This window comes from Variovorax sp. MSC1_012 (assembly GCF_023667525.1).
In the GTDB taxonomy this organism is placed as follows: Bacteria; Pseudomonadota; Gammaproteobacteria; order Burkholderiales; family Burkholderiaceae_C; genus Variovorax; species Variovorax beijingensis_B.
The window spans coordinates 4,559,647-4,583,394 of record NZ_CM174443.1; the positions used below are offsets into that span (position 1 = coordinate 4,559,647).

Sequence of the window (23,748 nt, forward strand, 5' to 3'; positions counted from 1 at the left end):
ACCCGACCATGCGCTACCCGCACCTGTTCGAACCCATCCAGCTCAACCAGCTGAAGATCCGCAACCGGATCGTGAGCACGGCCCACGCCGAGGTCTATGCCGAAAACGGCATGCCCGGCGAGCGCTACATCCGCTACTACGAGGAGAAGGCCCGCGGCGGCGTGGGCCTGGCCATCTGCGGCGGCTCCAGCCCGGTGGCCAAGGACAGTCCCAGCGACTGGTGGAGCTCCGTGAATCTCTCGCGCGACGAAACCATGGAAGGCCTCGCCAAGCTGGCCGAGACCATGCACGGCCATGGCGCCAAGATCATGATCCAGGCCACGCACATGGGGCGTCGCAATGCCTGGCACGGCTTCGACTGGCCGCACCTGGTCAGTCCCTCGGGGGTGCGGGAGCCCGTTCACCGCGGCAACGCCAAGACCATCGAGATCGAGGAAATCCGCCGCATCGTCAAGGACTACGCGCGGGCCGCGCGCCGCGTGAAGGCCTCGGGAATGGACGGCATCGAGATATCGGCCGCGCACCAGCACCTCATCGACCAGTTCTGGAGTCCGCGCAGCAACCACCGCACCGACGAATACGGCGGCTCGCTCGCGAACCGGCTGCGCTTCGGCATCGAGGTGCTCGATGCGGTGCGGGAGGAGGTGGGCCGCGACTTCTGCGTGGGCCTGCGCATGTGCGGCGACGAGTTCCACGAGGACGGGCTGGACCACGAGGCGTTCAAGGAGATCGCCCAGGCCATGAGCGAAACCGGCCTGATCGACTTCCTCAGCGTCATCGGCTCGGGCGCCGACACGCACAACACGCTGGCCAACTGCATGCCTCCCATGGCGCTGCCGCCCGAGCCCTTCGTGCACCTGGCCGGCGGCATCAAGAGCGTGGTGAAGATCCCGGTGATGCACGCCCAGAGCATCCGCGACGCGCAGCAGGCCGAACGGCTGCTCGCCAACGGCACCGTCGACATGGTCGGCATGACCCGCGCGCAGATCGCCGATCCGCACATGGTCATCAAGATCCGCGATGGTCGCGAGGACCAGATCAAGCAGTGCGTCGGCGCCAACTACTGCATCGACCGGCAGTACAACGGCCTGGACGTGCTGTGCGTGCAGAACGCCGCGACCAGCCGCGAGCGCACCATGCCGCACACCATTGCCAGGAGCACGGGCCCCAAGCGGAAGGTGGTGGTCGTGGGCGCAGGTCCGGCGGGGCTGGAAGCCGCCCGCGTGGCGCGCGAGCGCGGCCATGACGTGGTGCTGTTCGAGAAGCAGGCCCAGGTCGGCGGGCAGGTGAACCTGGCGGCCAAGGCGCCCAGGCGCGAACAGATGGCCGGCATCATCCGCTGGTTCGACCTGGAAACGCTGCGCCTGGGCGTGGACCGGCGGCTGAACACCGAGGCCGACGTCTCCATGATCATGGACGAGCGGCCCGACATCGTGGTGCTCGCCACCGGCGGCATTCCGCACACCGGCCAGACCCCGGGCTGGGGCGTGGCCGAGGGCCTGTCGGTGTCCGGCTGGGACATCCTGAGCGGCCGCGTCGCACCGCGCGGCAACGTGCTGGTGTACGACGCGATCAGCACGCATGCGGGCAGCGGCGTGGCCGACTTCATCGCCAGCCGCGGCCATCTGGTCGAGATGGTCACGCCGGACGTGAAGATCGCCGACGACACCGGCGGCACCACCTTTCCCATCTTCTACCGAGGGCTCTACGCGCACGGTGTCATCCTCACGCCCAACCACTGGCTGGACCGCGTCTACCGCGAGACGACGCCGGACGGCGACAAGCTCGTGGCGGTGCTGCGCAACGAATACACCGACGTGCAGGAGGAGCGCGTGGTCGACCAGGTCGTGATCGAGAACGGCATCCGCCCCGACGAGGCGCTGTACTGGCAACTCAAGGAGCGCTCCGCCAACCGCGGCCAGACCGACATCGACGCGCTCTACGCCGCACAGCCCCAGCCGGTGCTGTCGCAGGCGCTGCGCGGCGAAGGGAAGTTCGCGCTGTTCCGCATCGGCGACGGGGTGTCGATGCACAACATCCACGGCGCCATCTACGACGCGCTGCGCCTCGCCAAGGACTTCTGAGCATGCAAAGCCTGATGTCTGCCTTCGTGTGGCGGGACCTCGTCACCGCCGTGTTCTGGCTGGCCGTGACGGCGCTGGCCGTGGGCACGGCGCGCCGCGCGGCGCTGTGGCGCCGCGGTCGCCCGGCGCCGGTGGCCTGGAGCGGCCTGCTGGCCATTCCCAAGCGCTATTTCGTGGACCTGCACGACGTCGTGGCGCGCGAGCCTGCCGTGGCGCGCGCGCACGTCGCGGTGGCCGGCGGCGCGCTCGGCTGCCTGGCGCTGGTTGCCGTCAACGACGGCCTGCGGCTGCGGCTGGCGGTGCTGGACATCGCGCTGGTGGCCTGCGCCGCGCTGATGCTGGGGGGCGCGCTCATGATGGCGCAGCGGCGGCGCCAGCCTGCCGTGGCCGCGCGGGTGTCGCGCGGGCCCTGGACCCGGCTGCCTTGGACGCTCGCCGCCGGCGCCGCCGGGATGGGCGCACTGGCCGCGGGTGCGCTGTGGCATGACCAGATCGCGCCGTGGTGGGCGGCGCTCTGCGCGCTGGCGCTGTGCGCCGGCGCCGCCGAACTGGCGCTGGGCGTCGGCCTGGCGGGGCCGATGAAGCATGCCGTGGCCGGCCTGCTGCACCTCGGCTTGCATCCGCGCCCCGAGCGCTTCCAGCGCCAGCAGGTGGGGCCGGCCGCACAGCGTCCCGCCAGCGCGCTCAGGCCGCTGGCGCTGGACCGCGATGCGCCGGGCATCGCGAGGCCGGCCGACCTGGCGTGGAACCGGCTGCTGTCCTTCGATGCCTGCGTGCAGTGCGGCAAGTGCGAGGCGGCCTGTCCGGCCTTCGCCGCGGGGCAGCCACTCAATCCCAAGAAGCTCGTCCAGGATCTGGTCGTCGGCATGGCGGGCGGCAGCGATGCCGGTTACCACGGCAATCCCTATCCGGGCCGCGAACTCGGCCGCCGCGCCGGCGCGCCGGACCGGCGCGCCGTGCCCGGCCTGGTGGAGGCCGACACGCTCTGGAGCTGCACCACCTGCCGCGCCTGCGTGCAGGCCTGCCCGATGCTGATCGAGCACGTCGACCTGGTGGTCGACCTGCGCCGCAATCTCACGATGGAAGGCGGCGTGGTGCCCAACAAGGGTGGCGAGGTGCTGGCCGCGCTGCGCGAGACCGACACGCAGGGCCGCTATCCGCTGGCCGCGCGCTACCACTGGGCCGTGGACCTGGGCCTGCCCCTGGCCGAGCCGGGGCAGCAGGTGGAGTGGCTGCTGCTGGCGGGCGAGGCCGGCTTCGACATGCGCGGCCAGAAGACCTTGCGCGCGCTGGTGCAGGCCATGAAGGCCGGCGGCATCGTCCCGGCGGTGCCGGGCGCGGCCGAAACCGACTGCGGCGACGTGGCGCGCCGCCTCGGAGACGAAGAGGGCTACCAGCGCCTGGCGCGCCAGCTCATCGCCACGCTGCAGGGCCGGCCGGCGGCGAACCTCGTCACGGCCGACCCGCACCTGCTGCACGCGCTGCGCAACGAATACCCGCTGCTCGATGCGGACTGGGCCCGGCGCCTGGCCGGCGGCCAGACCCGCGTGTGGCACCACACCGAACTGCTGGCCGACCTGCTGGAGCGCAAGGCGCTGCGGCCGGCCGCGCGCGCGGATGATGCGCCGGCGACCACCGTCACGCTGCACGATCCCTGCTATCTCGGCCGCTACAACGGGCAGACCGAAGCGCCGCGGCGCGCGCTCAAGGCCATCGGCATCCGCATCGTCGAGATGGAGCGCCACGGCCTGAATGCGCGCTGCTGCGGCGGCGGGGGCGGGGCACCGACCACCGACATCCCGGGCCAGCGCCGCATCCCCGACATCCGCATGGACGACGCCCGCGCCACCGGCGCCGAGATCCTGGCCGTGGCCTGCCCGCAGTGCACCGCAATGCTGGAAGGCGTGGTCGGCAAGCGTCCCGAAGTGCTGGACGTGGCCGAACTGGTGGCGCGCGCGCTGGAGGCCGCATGATGATCCGACGTGTCGATCCGCGCCGTCCGGCGCTCATCACGCCGCAGGGCCTGCGCCGCATCGTCCTGGGTGGCACCGAGGGCGAGCGGGACCTGCGCCAGTCCGCCGCCAGCCATGCCGCCGTGCGCCGTCCGCGCCTGGCGCAGGCGGTCCCGGACTGCCTGCTGGTCGTGACCCATCCCGACAGCGGCAGCCTCGACGAGCACGCCCGCGAGGCCATCGCCGCGGCAGCGCTGCTGGCGCGCGCCGACGAAGCCGTCGTTGTCCTCGTTCCCTGCGCCGATACGGCGCTGCAGCTCGATGCGCCCGCGCTCGGCATCGACCGGCTCGAACTCCTGCCGGTCGCACCTGCGACCACGGCCGACGCGCTGGCCGAGGCCGTGGCGCAGCGCCGACGGGCCTTGCGGCCCCGGCTGGTGCTCGTGCCCGACCGGGGGGATGACGCGGACCTGGGACGCCGCCTGGCGGTGGTGCAAGACCTGTCATCGGCTGCCTCCGTGGTCGAGATCGCCGACGGCCGGGCCCGCGTGCGCGACCACGGCACGGTGGACCGGGCAAGCGGCGATGCGACGGCGGAGCTCGCGGGCCTGGACCTGCTGCTGGTCGCACGCCAGGTTGCGCGCACCGAGCTGCCCTTTCTCGGCCTGGGCGAGCAACTGGTGCTGGAAGCGCCCGCGGCGCGGCCGGCCGCCGGCCTGCGGGACCTGGGGTGCGTTGCCGGCACGGCGCAACAGGTCGCGCTGGAAGAAGCCGACTTCATCCTGGCGGCCGGCAACGGCGTCACCGACGTCGCACTGTTCCGCCAGCTGGCGGAAGCGCTGGGTGCCGCCGTGGGCGCCTCCCGCGTGGCGGTGGACGACGGGCGCTTCCCGCGCAGCCAGCAGATCGGAGCCACCGGCCGCACCGTGCAGGCCCGCGGCTACCTGGCCATGGGCATCTCCGGCGCGGTCCAGCATCTGCAGGGCATACGCGAATGCCGGCACGTCATGGCTGTCAACACCGATCCCGCCGCGCCGATCGCGCAGCGCTCGGAATTCATCGTGGCCGAGGATGTGCAGGATCTGATGCGCGCGCTGCTCACACTGGTGCGCGCGGCGCCGGAGTCGCCGGAGGTGGTGCAATGAGTGCAATCGAACGATCCGGGATCGTGGTCCTGGTGAGCGTCCGGATCGATCCCACCAGCGGCCGCGCCACGCGCAGCCGGGCCGATGCCGCGGCCGTCGCGCTGGCGCAGAAGGCGCTCGGCGAAGACCATGAGCCGCGGCTGTGCACGGCGGGCGAGATGCCGGCCGGCGTCGCGCGGGACTACCTGGCCCAGGGCGTGAGCCAGCTCACGCGGCTGCCGGTCCATGGCGAGGCCACGCTGGACGAGGTCGTGTCCGCGCTCGCAAGCGCCTGCCGCGATGGCGGACTGGCCATCACGGGGCCGCGTGCCGAATCCGGGCTCGGCAGCGGGCTGCTGCCCTACGCGCTGGCGCAGCATCTGCAGCGGCCGGTGATCCACGAGGTGATCGACCTGCTGCCCGAAGCGGACGGCGGCTGGCGTGTCGTGCAGGCGCTGCCCCGCGGCGCCCGCCGCTCCTGGCGCCTGGAACCGGGGGTGCCGGCGGTGCTCGTGACCAGCCCGCGCCTGGCGCAGCGCGAGGACCTGCCGCAGCGGCATTCCTGGGTGGCCGCACAGGCGGGCCGCATCGTGGAACTGCTGGCGGCCGCACCCGCGTCCCCGCGGTCGAAGGCTGCCGCCGACTGGCGCTTCGAGCCGGCACGCAAGCAGCGGCGGGCACTGGCACCGGTATCCACGGAAAGCGGCGCTGCGCGCATGGCGCGCGCGACGGGGGCGGCCGAGTCGGCCGGCCAGGGCGGCACCGTGGTCCGCGACGGCTCCGCCATGGACAAGGCGCAGCTTCTGCTGGACCACCTGCGCAGGCTGTCGCTCGTCCGGCCTCCGGCCTAGCGAGCCTGGAGACTGGGCATGGCCGGCTTGGACGCAGCGATGCCGAGCATGCCGTCGATGGGCCGAGCGCCGGCTGCACAAGTTTCCGCAAACCTGGCGCGGCGCTTGCATGGATCGAACAGGCCAGCGCGAGACGGCACGACGATGGGGCAGCGGTGCCCAGTGCCTCTCGTATCGCGGACGGGACACTTTGCGACACGTTCCCCTAAGCGTAAGTCCCGGTGCTGGCAGCACCCGCCTTGATGAGAATCAAAACCGAAGTCGCGATGAGCTTGTATAGCGTGCGCCGCCCATAGGCCCCTGCAGATCGCGGCGCAAGCGAGAGCGTAGAGCGGTCGGCTGATCATAAAAAAACGCCCCACCACGATGACTGCAACTTCCTGCCCCGATTCGACGGTCCGCCACTTCGGCTTCCTGCTGCTCGACAGCTATTCGATGATTGCCTTTGCCAATGCGCTGGAAGTGCTGCGCATGGCCAATCTGCTGAGCGGGCAGCGGCTGTATGCCTGGAGCATTGCCACGGTCGACGGCGAGAGTATCCGCGCGAGCAACGGCCTCAGGTTTGCGAACCCGGGATGCCTCGCCGACCTGGACGAGTGCGACGTGGTCTTTGTCTGCGGCGGTGTCGAAGTGCAGAAGGCGATCAGCGATGCCGTGGTGCAGGACCTTCGCCGCCGTGCGGCCCGGGGCCAGAAGCTGGGCGGGCTGTGTACCGGCACGCACGCGCTGGCGGAGGCCGGCGTCATGAACGGCTACCGCTGTGCCGTGCACTGGGAGAACCTGTCGGCGCTGCGCGAAGCCTGTCCCAAGGTGCATTTCGCGCTCGAGGTCTTCGTCGTCGATCGCGACCGCGTCACGGCTTCCGGCGGCATTGCGCCGCTGCACCTGATGCTCCACCTGGTGCGCGGCCATCATGGCAGCAAGCTGGCAATGGCGATTTCCGAGCAGTTCATCATCGACCGCGTGCGGGACCAGACCGATCAGCAAAAGCTGCCGCAGCCCGAGTTCGTCGGTCCGGGCTACGAGCACGTGGTCGAGGCCACGCAGTTCATGGCCGCGAACATCGAGGAGCCGCTGGCGCTGTCGGAAATTGCGGACGCGACCGGCGTTTCGCTGCGCCAGCTGGAGCGCCTGTTCCACCGCTACCACGACGTGACGCCCGCGCAGCACTACCTGGCGCTGCGCCTGCGCCGCGCCCGCGAGCTGCTGGCGCACACCAGCGCGCCGATCATGCAGATCACCGTCGCCTGCGGTTTCCAGACCGCATCGCATTTCTGCAAGGCCTACAGGGCCCAGTTCGGGCACTCGCCCAGCGACCATCGCCGCCAAGGAGGTGGCCAGGGGCTGGTGCACCTGGGCGCGGCGTCCGATGCCGGCACCGTCGCGGGCATGCTGGCCGCCGAGCAGGCTGCCGCTGGCGGCGCGGCCATGCACCTCTCCTGACCTGACGAGCGCCGCGGCCGGCTGACCCGGCCCCGCCGACTTCAGACGGCGTTGGCAAGCCAGCGTTCCACGACCTCGCCGTGCGTCGAGACGTAGGCCGCCGCTTCCTTCGCGGCGCTGCTCTCGCGGGCCTTGAACATCACGGCCTCGAGGTCGGCCAGCGGCAGCTTCATGTTGCGCACGAAGGCCGCAGCCTTGGGGAAAGCCGCGCCGAAGCCCTTGCGCGCGAGCGCGTGGATTTCTTCGGTGCTGCCCAGCGTCTGTTTGGGATCTTCGAGGTAGCGCAGCTTGTACTGGGAGAACATCCAATGCGGCGACCAGGTCGTCACGACGATCCACTGCTTGCGCTGGATCGCGCGGTCCAGCGTCGAGACCATGGCGGCGTCGGAGGCGGCCTGCAGCTTGTAGTCCAGGCCATAGGCCTTGATCGTCGCCTCCGACAGCTTCATCAGGCCGGCGCCGGCGTCGATGCCCTGGATGCGCCCGTTCAGCTTCTCCTGCACCTCCGGCTTCTTCAGGTCCTCGATGGAGCGCAGTACGGACACGGGGATCTCGTCGGGCACGGCCCAGCCCAGCCGGGCGTCGGTGTAGAGCACGCCGAGGTCCTCCACATCGTCCTTGACCTTCTCCCAGTAGGCCTTGTGCGTGCCCGGAAGCCAGGCCATGAGCATCAGGTCGATCTGGCCGCGCTGCAGTGCGGCGTACTGCAGCGCGACATCGGTCATGACCAGCTCGACCTTTTGCGCCAGGCGCTGCTCGAGGATCAGCTTGGCCATCTGGGTCACCACCTCGGCGTCCGACCACGCGGTCCAGCCGATGCGGATCGGCTTGGCCTGGGCCAGCACGGCCAGGGGTGTGCTGGCCAGTGCCAGGGTGGTGGTGCCGGTGATGAAACGGCGGCGATTCAGGCTCGACAGATCGCAGGTCATGGGTGGGCTCCGAACGGGCGGTTAAAGATGCCGGTTCGACTGTAGTTGCGCCCCGCGCTGCGGGTTCGCTCGATGCGACGCCGACATGTCGCGGATCGACATGAGGCCGGCCGCCCGTGGCTTTTCGATGGCCGGATGCCGTTGCTAGTTGTCCTGCGAAGCCCAGTCGACCAGCGCGTCGAACGCGGCGCGCGCAGCCCCTGCGTTCTCGCCGTTGGCGATGGCCACCAGCACGTAGCGGCGGCCGCTCGCACCGTGCACATAGCCGGCCACGCCGGCCGCATCGCGCAGCGAGCCGGTCTTCAGGTGGGCCGCGCCGCCCGAGCGCAGCGTGCGCTTCCTGAGCGTGCCGTCCACTCCCATGGCGGGCAGCGAGGACACCAGCTCCGGCATCAGCGGCGAGCGCCAGGCCACCTGCAGCATCTTGCCGAGCGCCGCGGCGCTGATGCGCTCGTCGCGCGACAGGCCCGAGCCGTTGTCGAACACCGGCGGCGCCTCGGCGGTGCCGATGCGCTCGCGCCACCACTGGCCCAGCGCGCTGCGCGAGGCCTCGAAGCTGCCGCGGTTCTTCTGCGTCAGCCCGAGCGTGAGGAACAGCTGCTGCGCCATCACGTTGTTGCTGTACTTGTTGATGTCGCGCACCACTTCCGCAAGCGGCGGCGAGCCGAACTCGAACACCGGCCTGAGCCCGGCCGGCACGCGGCCGTCGCGCATCTGGCCGCCGACGCGGCCGCCCATCTCGGCCCACATGCCGCCGATGGCGCGCAGGCCGTAGGTGCGCGGATCGGCATAGGCCACGGCCCAGCTCTTCTCGCCGCAGGCGGTCGGCAGGGCACCCATGAAGCGGATGCGGTTCGGGTCGCTGAAGTCGGGCTTGATGGCCGCGCGCCAGTCGCCGCATTCGCCGGGCGCGAGCGCCACCGTGGGCTGCATCGACACGCTGGCGAGCGGCGGCTCGTAGCTCACGCGCGCCTGCTGGCCGCCGCGCTCGGGCGTGAAGACCATGTTGACCGATTTGAAGTTGACCAGCAGCGCCTCGGGCGAGGCGTTGTAGGGCCGCAGCGGCTCGCCGTCGAAGGCGGCGGGGTCGTTCTCGATCGCGCCGTCGAAGGCGCTGCGGTCCAGCACGATGTCGCCGCTCACGCTGGTGATGCCCAGGCCTTGCACGCGCCGCAGCAACAGCCAGGCGCGCTCCAGCACCAGCTTGGGATCGCCCTGGCCCTTGATGTAGAGGTTGCCGTTGAGTACGCCGTTGCTCACGGTGCCGTCGACATACACCGGCGTGCTCCAGCTGTAGGCCGGCCCGAGCAGGTCGAGCGCGGCGTAGGTGGTGACCAGCTTCATGATCGATGCCGGGTTCACCGGCACCTGCGTGCGCCAGGCCAGGCGCGGCGGGCGCAGGCCGTCGGCGTCGGCCACCAGCATCGTCACCGAATCGCGCGGCACCTTGGCACGCGCAAGGGCGGTTTCCACTTCGCCTGGGAAGGCCTGCTGCGCAAGGGCGCCCGGAACGGCCAGGGCGATGAAGGACAGCGCGCAGGCGGTGCGCAGGAAGAAGGAGAGACGAAGAAGACGCATCGTGCCGATTATCTCGGCGGAAAAACATGCAGTTGCGCGTGATACAGCAGCATCACGGTCTTGGCGTCGGCGATGCGCCCGTCCGCCACCATGGCCAGCGCCTCGTCGATGCCGAGCTCGAGCACCTCGATGTCCTCGCCCTCCTCGGCCAGGCCGCCGCCGTCGCCGATGCGCATCGACGGCTCGTACTCGGCCACGAAGAAATGCAGCTTCTCGGTCACCGAACCCGGGCTCATGAAGGCTTCGAGCACCTTCTGCACCGCGCCCAGGCGATAGCCCAGTTCTTCTTCCACCTCGGCGCGGATGCGCTCCTCGGGCGCTGCGTTGTCGAGCAGGCCGGCGGCCGCCTCGATCAGCAGGTCGTCATGCCCGTTGACGAAGGCCGGGTAGCGGAACTGCCGCGTCAGCAGCACCGTGCGCTGCGCGAGGTTGTAGGGCAGCAGCGTGGCGCCGTTGCCGCGGTCGTAGGTCTCGCGGTGCATGCGCTGCCACCGGCCGTCGTTGCGCCGCCAGTCGAAGGCGGTGGTCTTGAGCGTGTACCAGTTGTCGGAAAGCAGGGTGACTTCGTGCACCCGGACGCGGTCGTGGAGGGTTGTCATGGCGCGCAGCTTATGTGCAAATTCGTGCAGAAACAAGAAAATTCGTGCAATCCGCGGTCCTGCCCGCTACCATCGCCCGATGCTCACCCGCCAGCGCAAGCAACACATCCTCTCGGTCCTGCAACGCGACGGCAACGTCGTGGCCAAGTCGCTCAGCGAGGAACTCGGCCTCTCGGAAGACACGATCCGGCGTGACCTGCGCGAGCTGGCCGCCGAGGGGCTGCTGCAGCGCGTGCACGGCGGCGCGCTGCCGGTCGCCCCGGCCGAAGCCGACTTCGCGGGCCGCCTGCAGCTCGCAACCGCGGAAAAGGTGGCCATCGGCCGCGCCGCCGCGCGCCTGGTGCGGCCCGGGCAGGTGGTCTTGATCGACGGCGGCACCACGGCCGTGCAGATGGTGCGGCACCTGCCGACCGGCCTGCGCGCCACCGTGGTCACGCACAGCCCGTCGGTGGCGGTCGAGCTGGCGGGCCATGCCGGCATCGAGGTGGTGCTGATCGGCGGGCGCCTGTTCCGGCATTCGATGGTGGCGGTGGGCGCCGCGGCCATGGACGCCATCTCGCGCATCCACGCCGACACCTGCTTCCTGGGCGTGACCGGCGTGCATGCCGAGGCGGGCCTGACCACCGGCGACGTCGAGGAGGCCGCGATCAAGCGCGCACTCATGGCGGCCGCGGCCGAGACGGTGGTGCTGGCTTCGTCGGAAAAGATCGGCGCGGCCTCGGCCTGGGTCATCCACCCGGTCTCGGCCGCCACCAGCCTGCTGGTGTCGCCGGAAGCGCCCGCCGCCGCGCTGGCACCGCTGCGCAAGGCCGGGCTTGCCATCCTGCGCAGCGACGGCGGCTAAGCGCGCCCGTCTGCCGCCGATGCATTCGCCCCTGGCCGGCGCGGCCGCGGCCTGCCCTGGATAATCGGGGGATGCCCGCCCCGCCCCGTTTCTCGCCCCGCACGATCGGCATCGGCGCGGCCGTGGTCACCGTGCTGGTCTGGACCGCCTTCATCGTGATCGCCCGGGCTTCGGCCGCACGCTCGCTCACCCCATTGGACCTGGCGCTCGCGCGCATCTGCGGTGCCAGCCTGGTGCTGGTGCCCTGGGGCGCCTGGATGGTCATGAAGGACCTGCGGCAGAAGGACGGCACCGCGTCGTCGCTCTTCGGGCTGTCGCCGCTGTCCCTGCGCCTCACGGCCAGCGCCGGCATCTTCGGCGGCGTGGCCTATGCCCTGCTGGCCTACAGCGGCTTCTTCTTCGCGCCCGCGGGCCACGCCTCGGTGCTGATGCCCGGCAGCCTGCCGCTGTGGACCACGCTGCTGGCCGCGCTGGTGCTGCGCGACCGCATCACGCCGGGCCGTGCCTTCGGCCTCGCGCTGATCGTGGCCGGTGACCTGGTGGTCGGCGGGCGCAGCCTGCTGCATGCCTTCGAGGGCGGCGAGGTCTGGAAGGGCGACCTGCTCTTCATGGCCGCGGCCTTCTGCTGGGCCTGCTACAGCGTGGTGGCGCGCCGCCATGGGCTGGACGCCGTGCGCGCGACCATCGCCATCACCGTGTTCGCGCTGCTGGCCTACGTTCCGGCCTACGGCCTGCTGGTGGCGGGCGGCGCGGTCGTGAGCCACATCGGCTCGGCGCCCTGGGGCGAGGTGGCGTTCCAGATGCTGTTCCAGGGCGTCGGCTCGGTCGTCGTCTCGGGCATTACCTTCACGAAGATGATCCAGTACTTCGGGCCGGTGCGCAGCACCATGATCACGGCCCTGGTGCCCGGCCTCTCGGCCTTCGGCGCGGTGATCTGGCTCGACGAGCCGCTTTACTGGAACCTGATCGCCGGCCTGCTGCTGGTGACCGCCGGCATCCTGTTCGGCGTGCAGAAAACATCGGCCGGTGGTCGCGCGGCTGCTGCGCGGCCCGCGGTGCCGGCCACCGCCACGGGGTGCCGCGATGCCTAGGCTCCTGGCTTTCGACACCAGCACCGAGCACCTGTCGGTGGCGGTGCGCCACGGCGAGCGCCTGTTCACGCACGGCGGGGCCGGCGGCGCGCAGGCGTCGAGCACGCTGATCCCGCTCATCCTGCAACTGCTGGCCGAGGCCGGGCTCGAACTGGCCGCGCTCGACGCCATCGCCTTCGGCCGCGGGCCGGGCTCCTTCACGGGCCTGCGCACCGCCTGCTCGGTGGCGCAGGGGCTGGCTTTCGGCGCCGGCGTGCCGCTGCTGCCGGTCGACACGCTGCTGGCCGTGGCCGAGGAAGCGCGCCATGCCTTCGGTGCGCGCCAGGTGGTGGCGGTGCTCGACGCGCGCATGGACCAGCTCTATGCCGCGCGCTACGACTTCGATGGGGGCGGTGCGCTGGGCGGCCCGGCCGTCGAACCGCTGCTGCTCGCGCCCGAAGCCCTCGAGGTGCCCGCCGGCTGGTCGCTGGCCGGCAACGCCTTTGCCGCCTATGGCCCCCGCCTGGCCCCGGCCGCGGCGCGCCACGAAGTGCTGCCCACGGCCACCGCCATGCTCCGGCTGGCGCCGGCGCTGCTGGCCGCGGGGCGCACGGTGGATGCGGCACATGCCTGGCCGCTCTATGTTCGCGATAAAGTGGCGCAAACCACCGATGAGCGCGCTGCCATCAAGGCGGCCGCACTGGCGGTTCCACCTGTTGCCAACTAGCCATGAGCGCCGTCCTCCAGCCCGTCGAAGCCCGCCTCGAGCCGCTCACCGTCGAGCGGCTCGATGCCGTCTGCGCGGTCGAGCAGACGGCCTACAGCCATCCGTGGACGCGGGCCAACTTCATCGATTCGATGGCGGTCGGCTACCACTGCCAATGCCTGCTGGCCCCGGTTTCGCGGCCCGACCTGGGCACGCCGATCACCAGCCTCGGCGAGACGCTGATCGGCTACTTCGTCGCCATGAAGGGCGTGGACGAGGTGCACCTGCTCAACATCACCGTGGCGCCGATCTTCCAGCGCCAGGGCTGGGCGCCGCTGATGCTCGAGGCGCTGACCGGCTGGTCGCGCGGGCAGGGCGCGCAGTGGCTCTGGCTCGAGGTGCGCCAGAGCAACCGGCGCGCGCTCGACATCTACATGCGCCAGGGTTTTCGCAGCGTCGGCGTGCGCAAGGGCTACTACCCGGCGCATGAGGGCAAGCGCGAGGACGCGGTCGTCATGAGCCTGCGATTGAACGAATCAGGCTCTGCCTGGGGAGCCTTGCGATGAACGCGGTACAGACACTGAAGCTCGACGCCCGCCGGCGCGCGATGCTCGACGAGATGGGCGTGAAGTTCTGGTGGCCGATGCCCGAAGTTGCCGAAGCGGCGCCCGTGGCCGTGGAAGCGGCAGCGGTGGCCGCGCCGCCGTCCGCCGTCCGCGAGCGCGCGCCCGCCGTGGCCGAAGCGCCGTCCGCCGCGCCCACGCCGGCCGCAAGGCCCGTTGCAGCCGCACCGGCCCCGGCGGCGCGTCCCACCGCGCCCGCGCTGCTCGCGCAAGGCGCCGCCGTGCTGGTCGACGCGCCCCGCCGCCTCTACGCCGAGGCCGCCGCCGAAGCGGCGCAAGGCGGCTGGCTGGTGGTGGCCGACATGCCGCCCGAAGCCGACGGCCGCCACGGCGAGCCCTTTGCGGGCGATGCCGGCAAGCTGCTCGACAACATGCTGCGCGCCCTCCAGCTGCACGACGGCAGGACGCCGGTGCACCTGATGCGCACGCACCGCGGCGTGGGCGCCGGCCAGCCTGGCAGTCCGCGTCCGATGGACGAGGCTTTCGCGGAACATGCGGCCGCGCTGGCACCGAGCCTGGTGCTCGCCATGGGGCCGCTGGCCGCCCAGAGCCTGATGCAAAGCACCGATCCGCTCGGCAAGCTGCGCGGCCGCGCGGTGCCGCTGCCCTCGGCCAGCGGGGTGCCGGTGGTGGCCACCTACCACCCGGCGTACCTGCTGCGAAACCCGGCCGACAAGGCCCGCGCCTGGGCCGATCTCTGCCTGGCCGCTGAACAGCAAACACCGTCGAACTAGGGGCCGGCGGGCGGGTCCTTAAAATCGGACCCCATGACTTTCCTCGACAAGCTGGCCAACGCACAGCAAAAAAACGGTTCGCTGCTCTGCGTGGGGCTCGATCCGGAGCCAGCCAAGTTCCCGGGGCAGCTCAAGGGCGACGCCAGCCGCATCTATGACTTCTGCGCGCGCATCGTCGACGCGACGGCCGGCCTGGTCATCGCCTTCAAGCCGCAGATCGCCTATTTCGCGGCCCACCGCGCTGAAGCCCAGCTCGAACAACTGATGGAGCACATGCGCCGCAACGCGCCCGACGTGCCGGTGATCCTGGACGCCAAGCGCGGGGACATCGGCTCCACGGCCGAGCAGTACGCCATCGAGGCCTTCGAGCGCTACGGCGCCGACGCCGTGACGCTGTCGCCCTTCATGGGCTTCGACTCGGTGGCGCCCTACCTCAAGCACCAGGGCAAGGGCGCCTTCCTGCTCTGCCGCACCAGCAACCCCGGCGGCTCCGACCTGCAGGGCCAGCGCCTGGCGGACATCGAGGGCCAGCCCTTTCTCTACGAGCACGTTGCCAAGCTGGCGCAGGGCCCGTGGAACCTCAACGGGCAACTCGGTCTCGTGGTGGGTGCGACCTATCCGGCGGAAATCGAGCGCGTGCGCGAACTCGCGCCGACCGTGCCGCTGCTGATTCCGGGCGTCGGCGCCCAGGGCGGCGATGCGGTGGCCACGGTACGCGCCGGCTGGCGCCCCGATGCGCCGATCATCGTGAACTCGTCGCGCGCCATCATCTACGCCTCCTCGGGCGACGACTTTGCCGAGGCGGCCCAAAAGGCCGCGCGCACCACGCGCGACGCACTGGAAACCGCCAAGGCCTGACGGGCTTCTCGTGGAACACGCGGAACCGGCTTTGCCGGGCCGCTGGTGTTGCCCCCGGTGAGGGGGTGGAGAAGCGACACGAAGTGCGCGAAGCCTGGGGGAGAGCCAATCAGGCGCGGCGCAGCCTGGTGAAGGCTTCGAACTCCCAGTTGCGCATCCCCAGCAGCAGCGTGTAGCCCTCGCGGTCCTTGGCCGAGAGCTTCTGGTCGGTCTGGTGCTGCTGCGCGAAGTCCTGAGCCACGCGCTGCAGGCGTTCCAGGAACGCGGGCGCGAGCGAGCGGCTGATCGAGCCGTGCACCAGCAGCAGCCCCTCGGCCGGGCCATCGAAGCCGCCGCGGTAGTAGTCGAGCACCACGTTCTCGCGGAAGAACTCCATCACCGGGCCGTGCGGCCGCCAGCGGAAGGTCTTGGCCAGCTTCAGCCGGTAGCGGTTCAGCGGGCGCAGCTCGATGATGCCGATGCGGTCCAGCTGCGCCAGGCAGCTGATGCACTCGGCCTCGCTGATCCGGTACGAAGCCACGATCTGCTCCAGCGTCCACTGGCTCAGCACGCTGATGGCCACCAGCAGCAGCTTCTTGTCCTTGACCACCGCCTTTTCCTGCTCCTGCGTGAGTTCCTTCAGCAGCGGCTGGGCGTCGGCGACGCGGCGCGCCAGCTCGGCGAAGTCGATCTTGAGCGCGCGGCAGATCGCGTCGACCCGCGACAGCGGCATGTCGCTCTTGGCCAGCATGCGCTTCACGCTGGATTCGGCCATGTCGAGCGAACGCGCCAGGTCGGCGTAGGTCATGCGGGCGCTCTTGAGTTCGTTCTTGAGGGCTTGGACGAGGTCGACGGTGGTGCTCATGAGGGTGGCGATGCGGAAAGGGGTATTGAAAAAAGATACCGAAAGGTGTGAATTAGTGCCTCGTATCGATTCTCGATGCCTGTGGCGCGACTGGCAACTAGATTCCGCGGCTCCTGCCACCCATCACCACCGAGGACCGCCATGCCTTTGCCCACCCTCAGCCGCCGCGAACGCGGATTGCTCTTCACCTTCGCGCTGCTCGCGCTGGTGGCCCTCTTCGGACCCGCATTGCCGGCGGCCGAGGTGGCCATTGCCTCGGTGTTCGCCGACGGCCGCAGCTGGCACGGCCTGCCCAACGCGATGGACGTGCTGAGCAACCTGCCCTTCCTGCTGATCGGCTTCTGGGGCCTGTACCGGCTCAACCGGATCGACCGCGCCCACCAGGAGGCGCTGGCGCAGTTCCCGCTGGCGCCGCCGGCCAACGATCCGCCGGACAACACGCTCGACTGCGCCTGGCTTTTCTTTGCCGGGCTGGTCGCCACCGCCGCGGGATCGGCCTTCTTCCACCTGGTGCCCGACGGCGCCCGGCTCGCGGCCGACCGCGCCGGCATGGCGGTGGCCTTTGCGGGGCTGATCGGCATCGCGGTCTGCGAGCGCGTGAGCCAGCGCGCCGGCTGGCCGGCCGCCTGGTTCGTGCTGATGGCCGGGCTGCTGTCGGCCGAGGTGTTCCAGGAAAGCGGCAACGTGCTGCCCTGGGCCATCGTGCAGTTCGGCGGCATGGCGCTGGTGCTCACGCTCGCACTGGCCACGCCGATGCGCGGCGCGGTCGGGCTCAAGCTGGGCTGGGTGATCTGCTTCTATGCCCTGGCCAAGGTCTTCGAGCTGGCGGACCACGCGATCTACGAGGCGACGCAGCAGGTGGTCTCGGGCCACACCCTCAAGCACCTGACCGCATCGCTGGCGGGCCTGCCGGTGCTGGCGGCGCTGCGCAAGCTCGACATGAACTGGCGCGCGACCCTGCTGCGGCACAATCCCGACGCAGCCGCCGCCCTGACGGCATGACATAGGCCCCCCAGTCTTCGCGCACTGCGTGTCGCTGCGCCAGTAGATAACAAGAGGAGATGTTCCGAATGACAACCCCCGCCGCTGCTGCCACTGCCGCCACCGCGCCCCACGAGGCAAACGCCCACGCGAACCAGTTCGCGCTTCTCGGGCAGCGGCGCTTCGCGCCCTTCTTCTGGACCCAGTTCGCGGGCGCGGCGAACGACAACCTCTTCAAGTTCGCCTTCACCGTGATGGTGACCTACCAGCTCCAGCTGAGCTGGATGCCGCCGGCCATGGCGGGCCTGGCCATCGGCGCGCTGTTCATCCTGCCGTTCTTGCTGTTCTCTGCCACGGCGGGGCAGCTCACCGACAAGTTCGACAAGACGAAGATGATCCGCTTCGTCAAGAACCTCGAGATCGCGATCATGCTGATTGCGGCCTGGGGCTTCGTCGCGGCCGATGCGGTGGTGCTGCTGGGCTGCGTGTTTCTCATGGGCCTGCATTCCACGCTGTTCGGGCCGGTCAAGTTCGCCTACCTGCCGCAGGTGCTCGACGCGCGCGAGCTCACGGGCGGCAACGGCATGGTCGAGATGGGCACCTTCGTTGCCATCCTGCTCGGGCAGGTGGCGGGCGGGCTGCTGGTGGCGCTGCCGCAGGTCGGCCACACCACGGTGGCGGTGGCCTGCGTGCTGCTGGCGCTGGTGGGGCGCGGCGTGGCGCAGGCCATTCCGCGGGCGCCTGCCACCGACCCGGGGCTGGTGATCAACTGGAACCCGTTCAGCGAGACCTGGCGCAACCTCAAGCTCGCGCACGGCAACATCGTGGTGTTCCGCTCGCTGCTGGGCATCTCGTGGATGTGGTTCTTCGGCGCGGTGTTCCTGAGCCAGTTCCCCAGCTTCGCGAAGGAAGTGCTGCACGGCGACGAGCAGGTGGCTTCGCTGCTGCTGGTGGTGTTCTCGGTGGGCATCGGCGTGGGCTCGCTGCTGTGCGAGACGCTGAGCCGCCGGCAGGTGGAGATCGGCCTGGTGCCGCTGGGCGCGATCGGCATGAGCGTGTTCGCCATCGACCTGTACTTTGCATCGCGCGCGCTGCCTCCGGTGGCGGTCATGGGCCTGGGCGCCTTCATGGGCCAGGCCGCGCACTGGCGCGTGATGGCCGACCTGGCGCTGCTGTCGCTCTTCGCGGGCTTGTACAGCGTGCCGATGTACGCGCTGATCCAGCTGCGCAGCCAGCCGACGCACCGCGCACGCATCATCGCGGCCAACAACATCCTCAACGCGCTGTTCATGATCGGCAGTTCGGTGATCGCGGGCGCCTTGCTCGGCGCGGGCTTCACGATTCCGCAGATCTTCCTGTTCACCGGCATTGCCAACGCCCTGGTGGCGTTCTACATCTTCATGCTGGTGCCCGAGTACCTGCTGCGCTTCATCGCGTGGATGCTGTCGCACTTCGTCTACCGCTTCGAGATCAAGGGCGAAGAGCACATTCCCACCGAACGCGCCGCGGTGCTGGTGTGCAACCACGTGAGCTTCATCGACGCGATATTGCTGATGGCCGCAAGCCCGCGCCCGATCCGCTTCATCATGGACCACCGGATCTTCAAGGTGCCGGTGCTCGGCTGGCTGTTCAGGCTGGCCAAGGCGATTCCGATCGCGCCGCAGAAGGAAGATCCGGCCGCCTACGAAGCAGCCTTTGCCAGGGCGCTGGGCGTGCTGCGCGAAGGCGACCTGCTGGCCATCTTTCCCGAGGGCGCGATCACGCGCGACGGCCAGCTGCAGCCCTTCAAGGGCGGGGTGATGAAGATCATCGACAGCGCGCGCGCCGAAGGCATCGAGCCGCCGGTGATCCCGATGGCGCTGACCAATCTCTGGGGCTCGTACTTCAGCCGCATCGAGCTGCGCGGCGGCGAGAACGTGGCCATGGCCAAGCCCTTCCGCCGCGGCTTCTTCAGCCGCGTGGGGCTCAACGTCGGCCATGCCGTGCCGCCGCTCGAGGTGCGGCCCGAGGCGCTGCAGCAGCGCGTGAGCGGACTGCTGGCCGCCTGAGGCGCCAAAAAAGTATCTCTTCCAGATACCCGTAGCGGCTCAAACCGGAACTGGTCGAAGCATTCGAGCCCCGCAGTGCGGGAGCGAACCATCATTCGCTCACCTTCACTACGCCGCGAGGCACTCATGCAACCCTTCCCTTCCACCACCGTTTCGATCCAGCGCGACACGCGGGCCTGGCAGTTCCAGGTCTGGGCTTCCTTCGCGATTGCCGTGTTCCTGTGCGCCACCGGCCTGAGCTGGCTGCCGGGCGAGGCGCTGGACCGTGCGTTCATGGTGATGGGCTATGTGTTCTGCCTCAGCACCGCCTTCATGCTGGCCAAGTTCGTGCGCGACAGCCAGCCGGCGGTCGCCGGCGGCACGGCAGCGAGCCGCGACGTGCCGATGTGGCGCCTGGTGGTCTGGGGCAGCTTCTTCACCGCGATGGGCCTGACCGGCTGGGGCCTGGTCCGCATGGAGATCAACGAGGCCTACAAGGCTTTCCTGGGCGTGAGCTGGCTGTTCCTGATCAGCTCGGCCTTCACGCTGGCCAAGACCCTGCGCGACCGCCACGAGGCCGACCTGGCCGAAGCGCGGCTGCAAGGCCGCCGCGCCGCCCGCCAGGAAGCCGCCGCCTCGGCCGAATGAGCGCCGCCTTTTTCTTCATCAATCCATCCACGAAAGACCGCCATGAAAAAATCCGTTGCTGCGCTTCTGGTTGCCGCCTGCACCGCGTTCGCGGGCGCCGCGCTGCCCCTCCATGCCCAGGCACAGAGCGAGGCTTCGGCCGCGCTCTCGCTGCTGCCTGTGGCCTCGGTCGTGGGCGCCGCTTCGGCGGTGAGCGCCTCTGCCACGGCCGTGGTCGCGCTGCCCGCCGCGCTCTCGGTGGGTGGCTCGATGCTCACGGTGGTGGCGGTCGAGGCCTCGGCCGATGGCACCGTCTATCTGCTGGAGCGCGCCTCGGATGGCGCGCGCGCCAGCGTCAAGGTGATGGGGCGCGCCGCCAACGGCGCATCGGCGGCGGTGGGCATGGGCGTGCTGGTCAGCGTGATCGGCAGCGGCGTCGTGCTGTCGGCCGCGGGCGAGGTGCTGGCCTTCGTGCCCAATGCCATCGGCCGCGCGCTGTTGCACAACGAGAGGCTATCGTGAAGCGCGCGGCCTTTCCTGCGCTCCTGCTGGCGCTCGCGGCGGCACTGCCGCTGCAGGCGCAGGCCGGCCGCTCCTGCGAACAGGCCAGGCCGACCGCGGCGCTGATCGTCAAGGGCATGCAGCTGGCCGAGCGCACCTCGCAGCAGCTCGATGCGAGCGGCGCGCGCGCCGTGCTGCTGGCGCGCGCCGGGCAGGACCTGGGCAAGTACGGCCTGCGCTATTCGCACCTGGGCATCGCCTACAAGACCGACGAGGGTCCATGGCGCGTGGTGCACAAGCTCAACCAGTGCGGCACCTCGGTGGCCGCCGTTTACCGCCAGGGGCTCGGGGAGTTCTTCCTCGACGACCTGTGGCGCTACGAGGCCGCCTGGGTCGTGCCCACGCCTGCCGTGCAAACGCAGCTGCTGGCCGCGCTGCACGAGCCGCCTGCGCGCATCGTGCGGCTGAACATCGCGCCCTACAGCATCGTGAGCTACGCCTGGGGGCAGAAGTACCAGCAGTCGAACCAGTGGGCGGTCGAGACGCTGGCCGCGGCCATGGAGCCCGCCACCATCGCGAGCCGCGCGCAGGCGCAGGCGTGGCTGCAGTTCAAGGGCTACGAGCCGACCACGCTCAAGCTCGGCCCGCTCACGCGGCTGGGCGGCCGCGTGGGCTCGGCCAACGTGGCCTTCGACGACCATCCGAACGAGAAGCGGTTCTCGGACCGCATCGAGACGGTGACGGTCGACTCGGTGTTCGCGTGGATGCCGCGCGCGGGGCTCGGCGCGGCGCCGGTGGCGTTCAAGCTGCAGTAAGAAATCCCTTTCTCTCACCGAAAGAATGAAATGAGCAAGTCATTGCGTCTGTCCGAAAAGTGGTTTCGCCGCGGCCTCTGGCTCGTGGCGCTGGTGTTCGCGAGCTTCCTGATCGGACTCGGCGGCGCCATCGTGGACGACCTGCCGCGGGTCGAGCGCGCGCTCGAGCTCGACGACTTCATCGACCGCCCCGCGGCCGAGCCGCTGCGCAGCACCATCAAGGCGTCGGAGGCCGCCGAGCTGCAGGCGACGCGGCAGCTGGAGCAGGTCCGCCTGCAGCAGAGCGCCGCGCGGCAGGCGAGCGCCAACGCCCGCGAGACCTTCGGCAACTGGATCGCCACGCGGCGCGCCACCGCGCAGCCTGACCAGGACACCGAGCTGATTGCGCGCACCAAGGCGCTCGATGCCTTCAAGCAGAAGGAAGACGAGGTCCAGCGGCTCGTGAATGCGCAGCAGCAGGTCGTGCTCGACGCGCGCCAGGCCGAGCAGCGCGCCCGCGAGGCACTGTCGCTGCTGGAGCGCGATGCGCGGGAAAAGCTCGACGCCGAGTACCGCCGTGTCGAACTGCGCGTGTTCGCCTACCGCCTTGCGCTCACGCTGCCGCTTCTGGTCGTGGCCGGCTGGCTGTTCGCGAAAAAGCGAAAGAGCACCTACTGGCCCTTCGTCTGGGGTTTCATCTTCTTCGCGCTGTTCGCCTTCTTTGTCGAACTGGTGCCCTACCTGCCGAGCTACGGCGGCTATGTGCGCTACGCGGTGGGCATTGTGGTCACGGTGCTCGTGGGCCGCTATGCGATCGTCGCGCTCAACGCCTACCTCGCGCGGCAGAAGCTCGCCGAGCAGCAGCCCGACCAGGTGCGACGCGAGGAGCTCAGCTACGACGTCGCGCTCGCGCGGCTCGGCAAGGGCGTGTGCCCCGGCTGCGAACGCCCGGTCGACCTGAAGAACGACGAGATCGACTTCTGCCCGCACTGCGGCATCGGCCTGTTCGACCACTGCGGCCAGTGCGAGGCGCGCAAGAGCGCGTTCTCCAAGTTCTGCCATGCCTGCGGTACCTCCGCCGCGCCGCGGGTGCCGCAGGCAGCGACCGGTGGATCGGCGCCCGGGTCTGTGGATTCGTTCACGCCCGGCGGGCCGCTCAAGCCGGCCGTGTAGCGGCGGCGCCGCATGCGCGTGCTACAACCGCCGGCTGCGGTACGGAGGTGCCGCGGTTTTCAGCCAGCCATCAACCTTGACGGAGCAAAAAGCATGAGCATTTTCGGCAGCATCCTTTCCAAGATATTTCCTTCCGCAAACGCCGCCCCCGCACCTGCTGCTCCGGCAGCCCCGGTGCCCGCAGGCGCACCCGCCGCCGCGGCACCGCCGCCCGCCATCACGGTGGTGGATGTCGAGGCCCTGCTCGATGGCATGCCCGGTGCGAGCAGCCTGAACTGGCGCACCTCCATCGTCGACCTGATGAAGCTGCTCGGCCTCGACAGCAGCCTCGATGCGCGCAAGCAGCTCGCCGCCGAACTGAGCTACGGCGCCGACACCAGCGACAGCGCCAAGATGAACATCTGGCTGCATCGCCAGGTCATGACCAAGCTGGCCGCCAACGGCGGCAAGGTGCCTGCCGAACTGCGCGACTGATCGTCCGCTTCGGCCCAGCACAAAGCCCGGCATGCCGGGCTTTGTGCTTCAGGTCCAGCCGGCATCCACCACGTAGTCCTGCGCGGTGCACATGCGCGAATCGTCGGCTGCCAGGAACAGCGCCATGGCGGCGATGTCTTCCGCCATCACGCGTCCCGGCAGGCATTGCGCCGCATCGATCTCCGCGGCCGACTCGGGCTTGACCCACAGCCTGATCTGCCGCTCGGTCATCACCCAGCCCGGCACGATCGAATTGACGCGGATGTTCTCTTTGCCCAGGTCGCGCGCCAGCGAGCGCGTGAGGCCGCGCGCGGCCGCCTTGCAGGCCTGGTAGACGGGATAGCCCTGGCCCTTGATCATCCAGCTGATCGAGCCGAAGTTGATGATCGAGCCGCCGCCCAGCGCGCGCATGTCGTCGGCCACCGCCTGCACGGCAAAGAACTGGTGCTTGAAGTTGACGGCCACGAGGCGGTCGAACTCCTCGCTCGTGACGTCGGCCATCTCGTGGCGCCGGTCGTTGGCGGCATTGTTGAGCAGCACGCCGATCGGGCCGAATTGCGCGCGCACTGCGGCGATGGTGGCCGCGAGCGCCGCCGTGTCGGTCACGTCGCATGCGATGAACAGTGCGGGCGTGTCGCCCTGCAGCTGCGCCGCGAGCGCGGTGCCGGCGGCCGCGTCGAGGTCGCAGAAGCCGACCTTCGCGCCTTGCGCATGGAAGGCCCGCACCAGCGCCTCGCCGATGCCGCTCGCACCGCCGGAGATGAAGACGGTGCGGCCGGCCAGCGAGGGATAACGGGCGGTGTAGGACGAAAGTGGTGATGCGTCGGTCATGTGAATGCGGCAACAGCGATGGCTACGAGCGGCAAGCGTACCGGATGGGCGTGCCCCTGCATGGCGAGGGGCCGCCGGCCGGCGTATGGCTTCCGGCGAAT

Annotated in this window: 23 protein-coding genes; 18 read left to right on the forward strand and 5 right to left on the reverse strand. The window is 70.2% G+C overall.

Annotated elements, in window-relative coordinates:
- Window positions 1–8: 8 nt before the first annotated feature.
- From L1081_RS21345 to L1081_RS21365, 5 genes are all read left to right on the forward strand, one after another.
- Entirely contained in the window at window positions 9–2,084 is a 2,076-nt protein-coding gene (locus L1081_RS21345; RefSeq protein WP_489413967.1) for an oxidoreductase, read from the forward strand.
- Between the two features lie 2 nt (window positions 2,085–2,086).
- Window positions 2,087–4,057, forward strand: coding sequence for a DUF3483 domain-containing protein (locus L1081_RS21350; protein WP_489413968.1), 1,971 nt, complete (start codon window positions 2,087–2,089; stop codon window positions 4,055–4,057).
- Entirely contained in the window at window positions 4,054–5,181 is a 1,128-nt protein-coding gene (locus L1081_RS21355) for an FAD-binding protein (RefSeq protein ID WP_489413969.1), read from the forward strand. The genes L1081_RS21350 and L1081_RS21355 overlap by 4 nt, the downstream gene beginning before the upstream one ends.
- Complete coding sequence (locus L1081_RS21360) at window positions 5,178–6,011, forward strand: hypothetical protein (RefSeq protein ID WP_489413970.1); 834 nt, start codon at window positions 5,178–5,180, stop codon at window positions 6,009–6,011. The genes L1081_RS21355 and L1081_RS21360 overlap by 4 nt, the downstream gene beginning before the upstream one ends.
- 366 nt (window positions 6,012–6,377) lie before the next feature.
- Window positions 6,378–7,454: a helix-turn-helix domain-containing protein gene (locus tag L1081_RS21365; protein ID WP_489413971.1), complete on the forward strand. Its 1,077-nt coding sequence runs from the start codon at window positions 6,378–6,380 to the stop codon at window positions 7,452–7,454.
- A 41-nt stretch (window positions 7,455–7,495) separates the two neighbouring features.
- Here L1081_RS21365 and L1081_RS21370 read toward each other — a convergent pair whose 3' ends face one another.
- The 3 genes from L1081_RS21370 to L1081_RS21380 all read right to left on the reverse strand — a co-directional run bounded on the left by L1081_RS21370 (window position 7,496) and on the right by L1081_RS21380 (window position 10,560).
- Window positions 7,496–8,383 carry a glycine betaine ABC transporter substrate-binding protein gene (locus L1081_RS21370; protein WP_489413972.1) on the reverse strand — a complete coding sequence of 296 codons (888 nt, stop codon included), beginning with the start codon at window positions 8,381–8,383 and terminating at the stop codon, window positions 7,496–7,498.
- A gap of 144 nt (window positions 8,384–8,527) precedes the next feature.
- On the reverse strand, window positions 8,528–9,961 hold the full coding sequence (gene dacB, locus L1081_RS21375; protein ID WP_489413973.1) for a D-alanyl-D-alanine carboxypeptidase/D-alanyl-D-alanine endopeptidase: 1,434 nt from the start codon (window positions 9,959–9,961) through the stop codon (window positions 8,528–8,530).
- An 8-nt stretch (window positions 9,962–9,969) separates the two neighbouring features.
- The gene (locus L1081_RS21380; RefSeq protein WP_489413974.1) at window positions 9,970–10,560 is read right to left on the reverse strand and encodes a GDP-mannose pyrophosphatase; all 591 of its coding nucleotides are present in this window, start codon (window positions 10,558–10,560) and stop codon (window positions 9,970–9,972) included.
- A 79-nt stretch (window positions 10,561–10,639) separates the two neighbouring features.
- On the opposite strand from L1081_RS21380, the gene L1081_RS21385 reads away from it, so the two are divergent.
- From L1081_RS21385 to pyrF, 6 genes are all read left to right on the forward strand, one after another.
- Complete coding sequence (locus L1081_RS21385) at window positions 10,640–11,404, forward strand: DeoR family transcriptional regulator (RefSeq protein ID WP_489413975.1); 765 nt, start codon at window positions 10,640–10,642, stop codon at window positions 11,402–11,404.
- A gap of 71 nt (window positions 11,405–11,475) precedes the next feature.
- Window positions 11,476–12,495, forward strand: coding sequence for an EamA family transporter (locus L1081_RS21390; protein WP_489413976.1), 1,020 nt, complete (start codon window positions 11,476–11,478; stop codon window positions 12,493–12,495).
- Entirely contained in the window at window positions 12,488–13,201 is a 714-nt protein-coding gene (tsaB, locus tag L1081_RS21395) for a tRNA (adenosine(37)-N6)-threonylcarbamoyltransferase complex dimerization subunit type 1 TsaB (protein WP_489413977.1), read from the forward strand. The genes L1081_RS21390 and tsaB overlap by 8 nt, the downstream gene beginning before the upstream one ends.
- Window positions 13,202–13,203: 2 nt before the next feature.
- Window positions 13,204–13,746, forward strand: a complete 543-nt coding sequence (rimI, locus tag L1081_RS21400) for a ribosomal protein S18-alanine N-acetyltransferase (RefSeq protein WP_489413978.1) — start codon at window positions 13,204–13,206, stop codon at window positions 13,744–13,746.
- Complete coding sequence (locus L1081_RS21405; protein ID WP_489413979.1) at window positions 13,743–14,537, forward strand: uracil-DNA glycosylase family protein; 795 nt, start codon at window positions 13,743–13,745, stop codon at window positions 14,535–14,537. Before rimI ends, L1081_RS21405 begins: the two co-directional genes overlap by 4 nt.
- A gap of 33 nt (window positions 14,538–14,570) precedes the next feature.
- A complete protein-coding gene (pyrF, locus tag L1081_RS21410; protein WP_489413980.1) occupies window positions 14,571–15,395 on the forward strand; it encodes an orotidine-5'-phosphate decarboxylase in 825 nt (274 codons plus the stop codon).
- Between the two features lie 109 nt (window positions 15,396–15,504).
- On the opposite strand, the gene L1081_RS21415 is transcribed toward pyrF, so the two are convergent.
- Window positions 15,505–16,239, reverse strand: a complete 735-nt coding sequence (locus tag L1081_RS21415; RefSeq protein WP_489413981.1) for a helix-turn-helix domain-containing protein — start codon at window positions 16,237–16,239, stop codon at window positions 15,505–15,507.
- Window positions 16,240–16,380: 141 nt separating this feature from the next.
- Between L1081_RS21415 and L1081_RS21420 the strand changes: the two genes are divergently transcribed.
- The 7 genes from L1081_RS21420 to L1081_RS21450 all read left to right on the forward strand — a co-directional run bounded on the left by L1081_RS21420 (window position 16,381) and on the right by L1081_RS21450 (window position 22,816).
- Window positions 16,381–17,241, forward strand: coding sequence for a hypothetical protein (locus L1081_RS21420; RefSeq protein ID WP_489413982.1), 861 nt, complete (start codon window positions 16,381–16,383; stop codon window positions 17,239–17,241).
- A 68-nt stretch (window positions 17,242–17,309) separates the two neighbouring features.
- Entirely contained in the window at window positions 17,310–19,268 is a 1,959-nt protein-coding gene (locus L1081_RS21425) for an MFS transporter (RefSeq protein ID WP_489413983.1), read from the forward strand.
- 126 nt (window positions 19,269–19,394) lie between these two features.
- Window positions 19,395–19,895, forward strand: coding sequence for a YiaA/YiaB family inner membrane protein (locus L1081_RS21430; RefSeq protein WP_489413984.1), 501 nt, complete (start codon window positions 19,395–19,397; stop codon window positions 19,893–19,895).
- A gap of 42 nt (window positions 19,896–19,937) precedes the next feature.
- Entirely contained in the window at window positions 19,938–20,396 is a 459-nt protein-coding gene (locus tag L1081_RS21435; protein WP_489413985.1) for a hypothetical protein, read from the forward strand.
- The gene (locus L1081_RS21440) at window positions 20,393–21,190 is read left to right on the forward strand and encodes a DUF2145 domain-containing protein (protein WP_489413986.1); all 798 of its coding nucleotides are present in this window, start codon (window positions 20,393–20,395) and stop codon (window positions 21,188–21,190) included. The genes L1081_RS21435 and L1081_RS21440 overlap by 4 nt, the downstream gene beginning before the upstream one ends.
- A gap of 30 nt (window positions 21,191–21,220) precedes the next feature.
- Window positions 21,221–22,342 (forward strand): serine endopeptidase, encoded by a 1,122-nt coding sequence (locus tag L1081_RS21445; RefSeq protein WP_489413987.1) that lies wholly within the window; start codon window positions 21,221–21,223, stop codon window positions 22,340–22,342.
- A gap of 93 nt (window positions 22,343–22,435) precedes the next feature.
- Window positions 22,436–22,816 carry a DUF3597 family protein gene (locus tag L1081_RS21450; RefSeq protein ID WP_489413988.1) on the forward strand — a complete coding sequence of 127 codons (381 nt, stop codon included), beginning with the start codon at window positions 22,436–22,438 and terminating at the stop codon, window positions 22,814–22,816.
- Between the two features lie 48 nt (window positions 22,817–22,864).
- Here L1081_RS21450 and L1081_RS21455 read toward each other — a convergent pair whose 3' ends face one another.
- The gene (locus tag L1081_RS21455; protein ID WP_489413989.1) at window positions 22,865–23,647 is read right to left on the reverse strand and encodes an SDR family oxidoreductase; all 783 of its coding nucleotides are present in this window, start codon (window positions 23,645–23,647) and stop codon (window positions 22,865–22,867) included.
- Window positions 23,648–23,748: the final 101 nt, after the last annotated feature.

Excerpts from the sequence above, each read along its gene's own strand:
- L1081_RS21435 (WP_489413985.1), top strand. The coding sequence starts at position 19,938 with ATGAAAAAATCCGTTGCTGCGCTTCTGGTTGCCGCCTGCACCGCGTTC.
- L1081_RS21385 (WP_489413975.1), top strand. The coding sequence starts at position 10,640 with ATGCTCACCCGCCAGCGCAAGCAACACATCCTCTCGGTCCTGCAACGC.
- L1081_RS21355 (WP_489413969.1), top strand. The coding sequence starts at position 4,054 with ATGATGATCCGACGTGTCGATCCGCGCCGTCCGGCGCTCATCACGCCG.
- L1081_RS21405 (WP_489413979.1), top strand. The coding sequence starts at position 13,743 with ATGAACGCGGTACAGACACTGAAGCTCGACGCCCGCCGGCGCGCGATG.
- L1081_RS21450 (WP_489413988.1), top strand. The coding sequence starts at position 22,436 with ATGAGCATTTTCGGCAGCATCCTTTCCAAGATATTTCCTTCCGCAAAC.
- dacB (WP_489413973.1), bottom strand. The coding sequence starts at position 9,961 with ATGCGTCTTCTTCGTCTCTCCTTCTTCCTGCGCACCGCCTGCGCGCTG.
- L1081_RS21365 (WP_489413971.1), top strand. The coding sequence starts at position 6,378 with ATGACTGCAACTTCCTGCCCCGATTCGACGGTCCGCCACTTCGGCTTC.
- L1081_RS21350 (WP_489413968.1), top strand. The coding sequence starts at position 2,087 with ATGCAAAGCCTGATGTCTGCCTTCGTGTGGCGGGACCTCGTCACCGCC.
- tsaB (WP_489413977.1), top strand. The coding sequence starts at position 12,488 with ATGCCTAGGCTCCTGGCTTTCGACACCAGCACCGAGCACCTGTCGGTG.
- L1081_RS21345 (WP_489413967.1), top strand. The coding sequence starts at position 9 with ATGCGCTACCCGCACCTGTTCGAACCCATCCAGCTCAACCAGCTGAAG.
- L1081_RS21430 (WP_489413984.1), top strand. The coding sequence starts at position 19,395 with ATGCAACCCTTCCCTTCCACCACCGTTTCGATCCAGCGCGACACGCGG.
- L1081_RS21420 (WP_489413982.1), top strand. The coding sequence starts at position 16,381 with ATGCCTTTGCCCACCCTCAGCCGCCGCGAACGCGGATTGCTCTTCACC.
- L1081_RS21425 (WP_489413983.1), top strand. The coding sequence starts at position 17,310 with ATGACAACCCCCGCCGCTGCTGCCACTGCCGCCACCGCGCCCCACGAG.
- rimI (WP_489413978.1), top strand. The coding sequence starts at position 13,204 with ATGAGCGCCGTCCTCCAGCCCGTCGAAGCCCGCCTCGAGCCGCTCACC.
- L1081_RS21415 (WP_489413981.1), bottom strand. The coding sequence starts at position 16,239 with ATGAGCACCACCGTCGACCTCGTCCAAGCCCTCAAGAACGAACTCAAG.
- pyrF (WP_489413980.1), top strand. The coding sequence starts at position 14,571 with ATGACTTTCCTCGACAAGCTGGCCAACGCACAGCAAAAAAACGGTTCG.
- L1081_RS21380 (WP_489413974.1), bottom strand. The coding sequence starts at position 10,560 with ATGACAACCCTCCACGACCGCGTCCGGGTGCACGAAGTCACCCTGCTT.
- L1081_RS21370 (WP_489413972.1), bottom strand. The coding sequence starts at position 8,383 with ATGACCTGCGATCTGTCGAGCCTGAATCGCCGCCGTTTCATCACCGGC.
- L1081_RS21455 (WP_489413989.1), bottom strand. The coding sequence starts at position 23,647 with ATGACCGACGCATCACCACTTTCGTCCTACACCGCCCGTTATCCCTCG.
- L1081_RS21390 (WP_489413976.1), top strand. The coding sequence starts at position 11,476 with ATGCCCGCCCCGCCCCGTTTCTCGCCCCGCACGATCGGCATCGGCGCG.
- L1081_RS21360 (WP_489413970.1), top strand. The coding sequence starts at position 5,178 with ATGAGTGCAATCGAACGATCCGGGATCGTGGTCCTGGTGAGCGTCCGG.
- L1081_RS21445 (WP_489413987.1), top strand. The coding sequence starts at position 21,221 with ATGAGCAAGTCATTGCGTCTGTCCGAAAAGTGGTTTCGCCGCGGCCTC.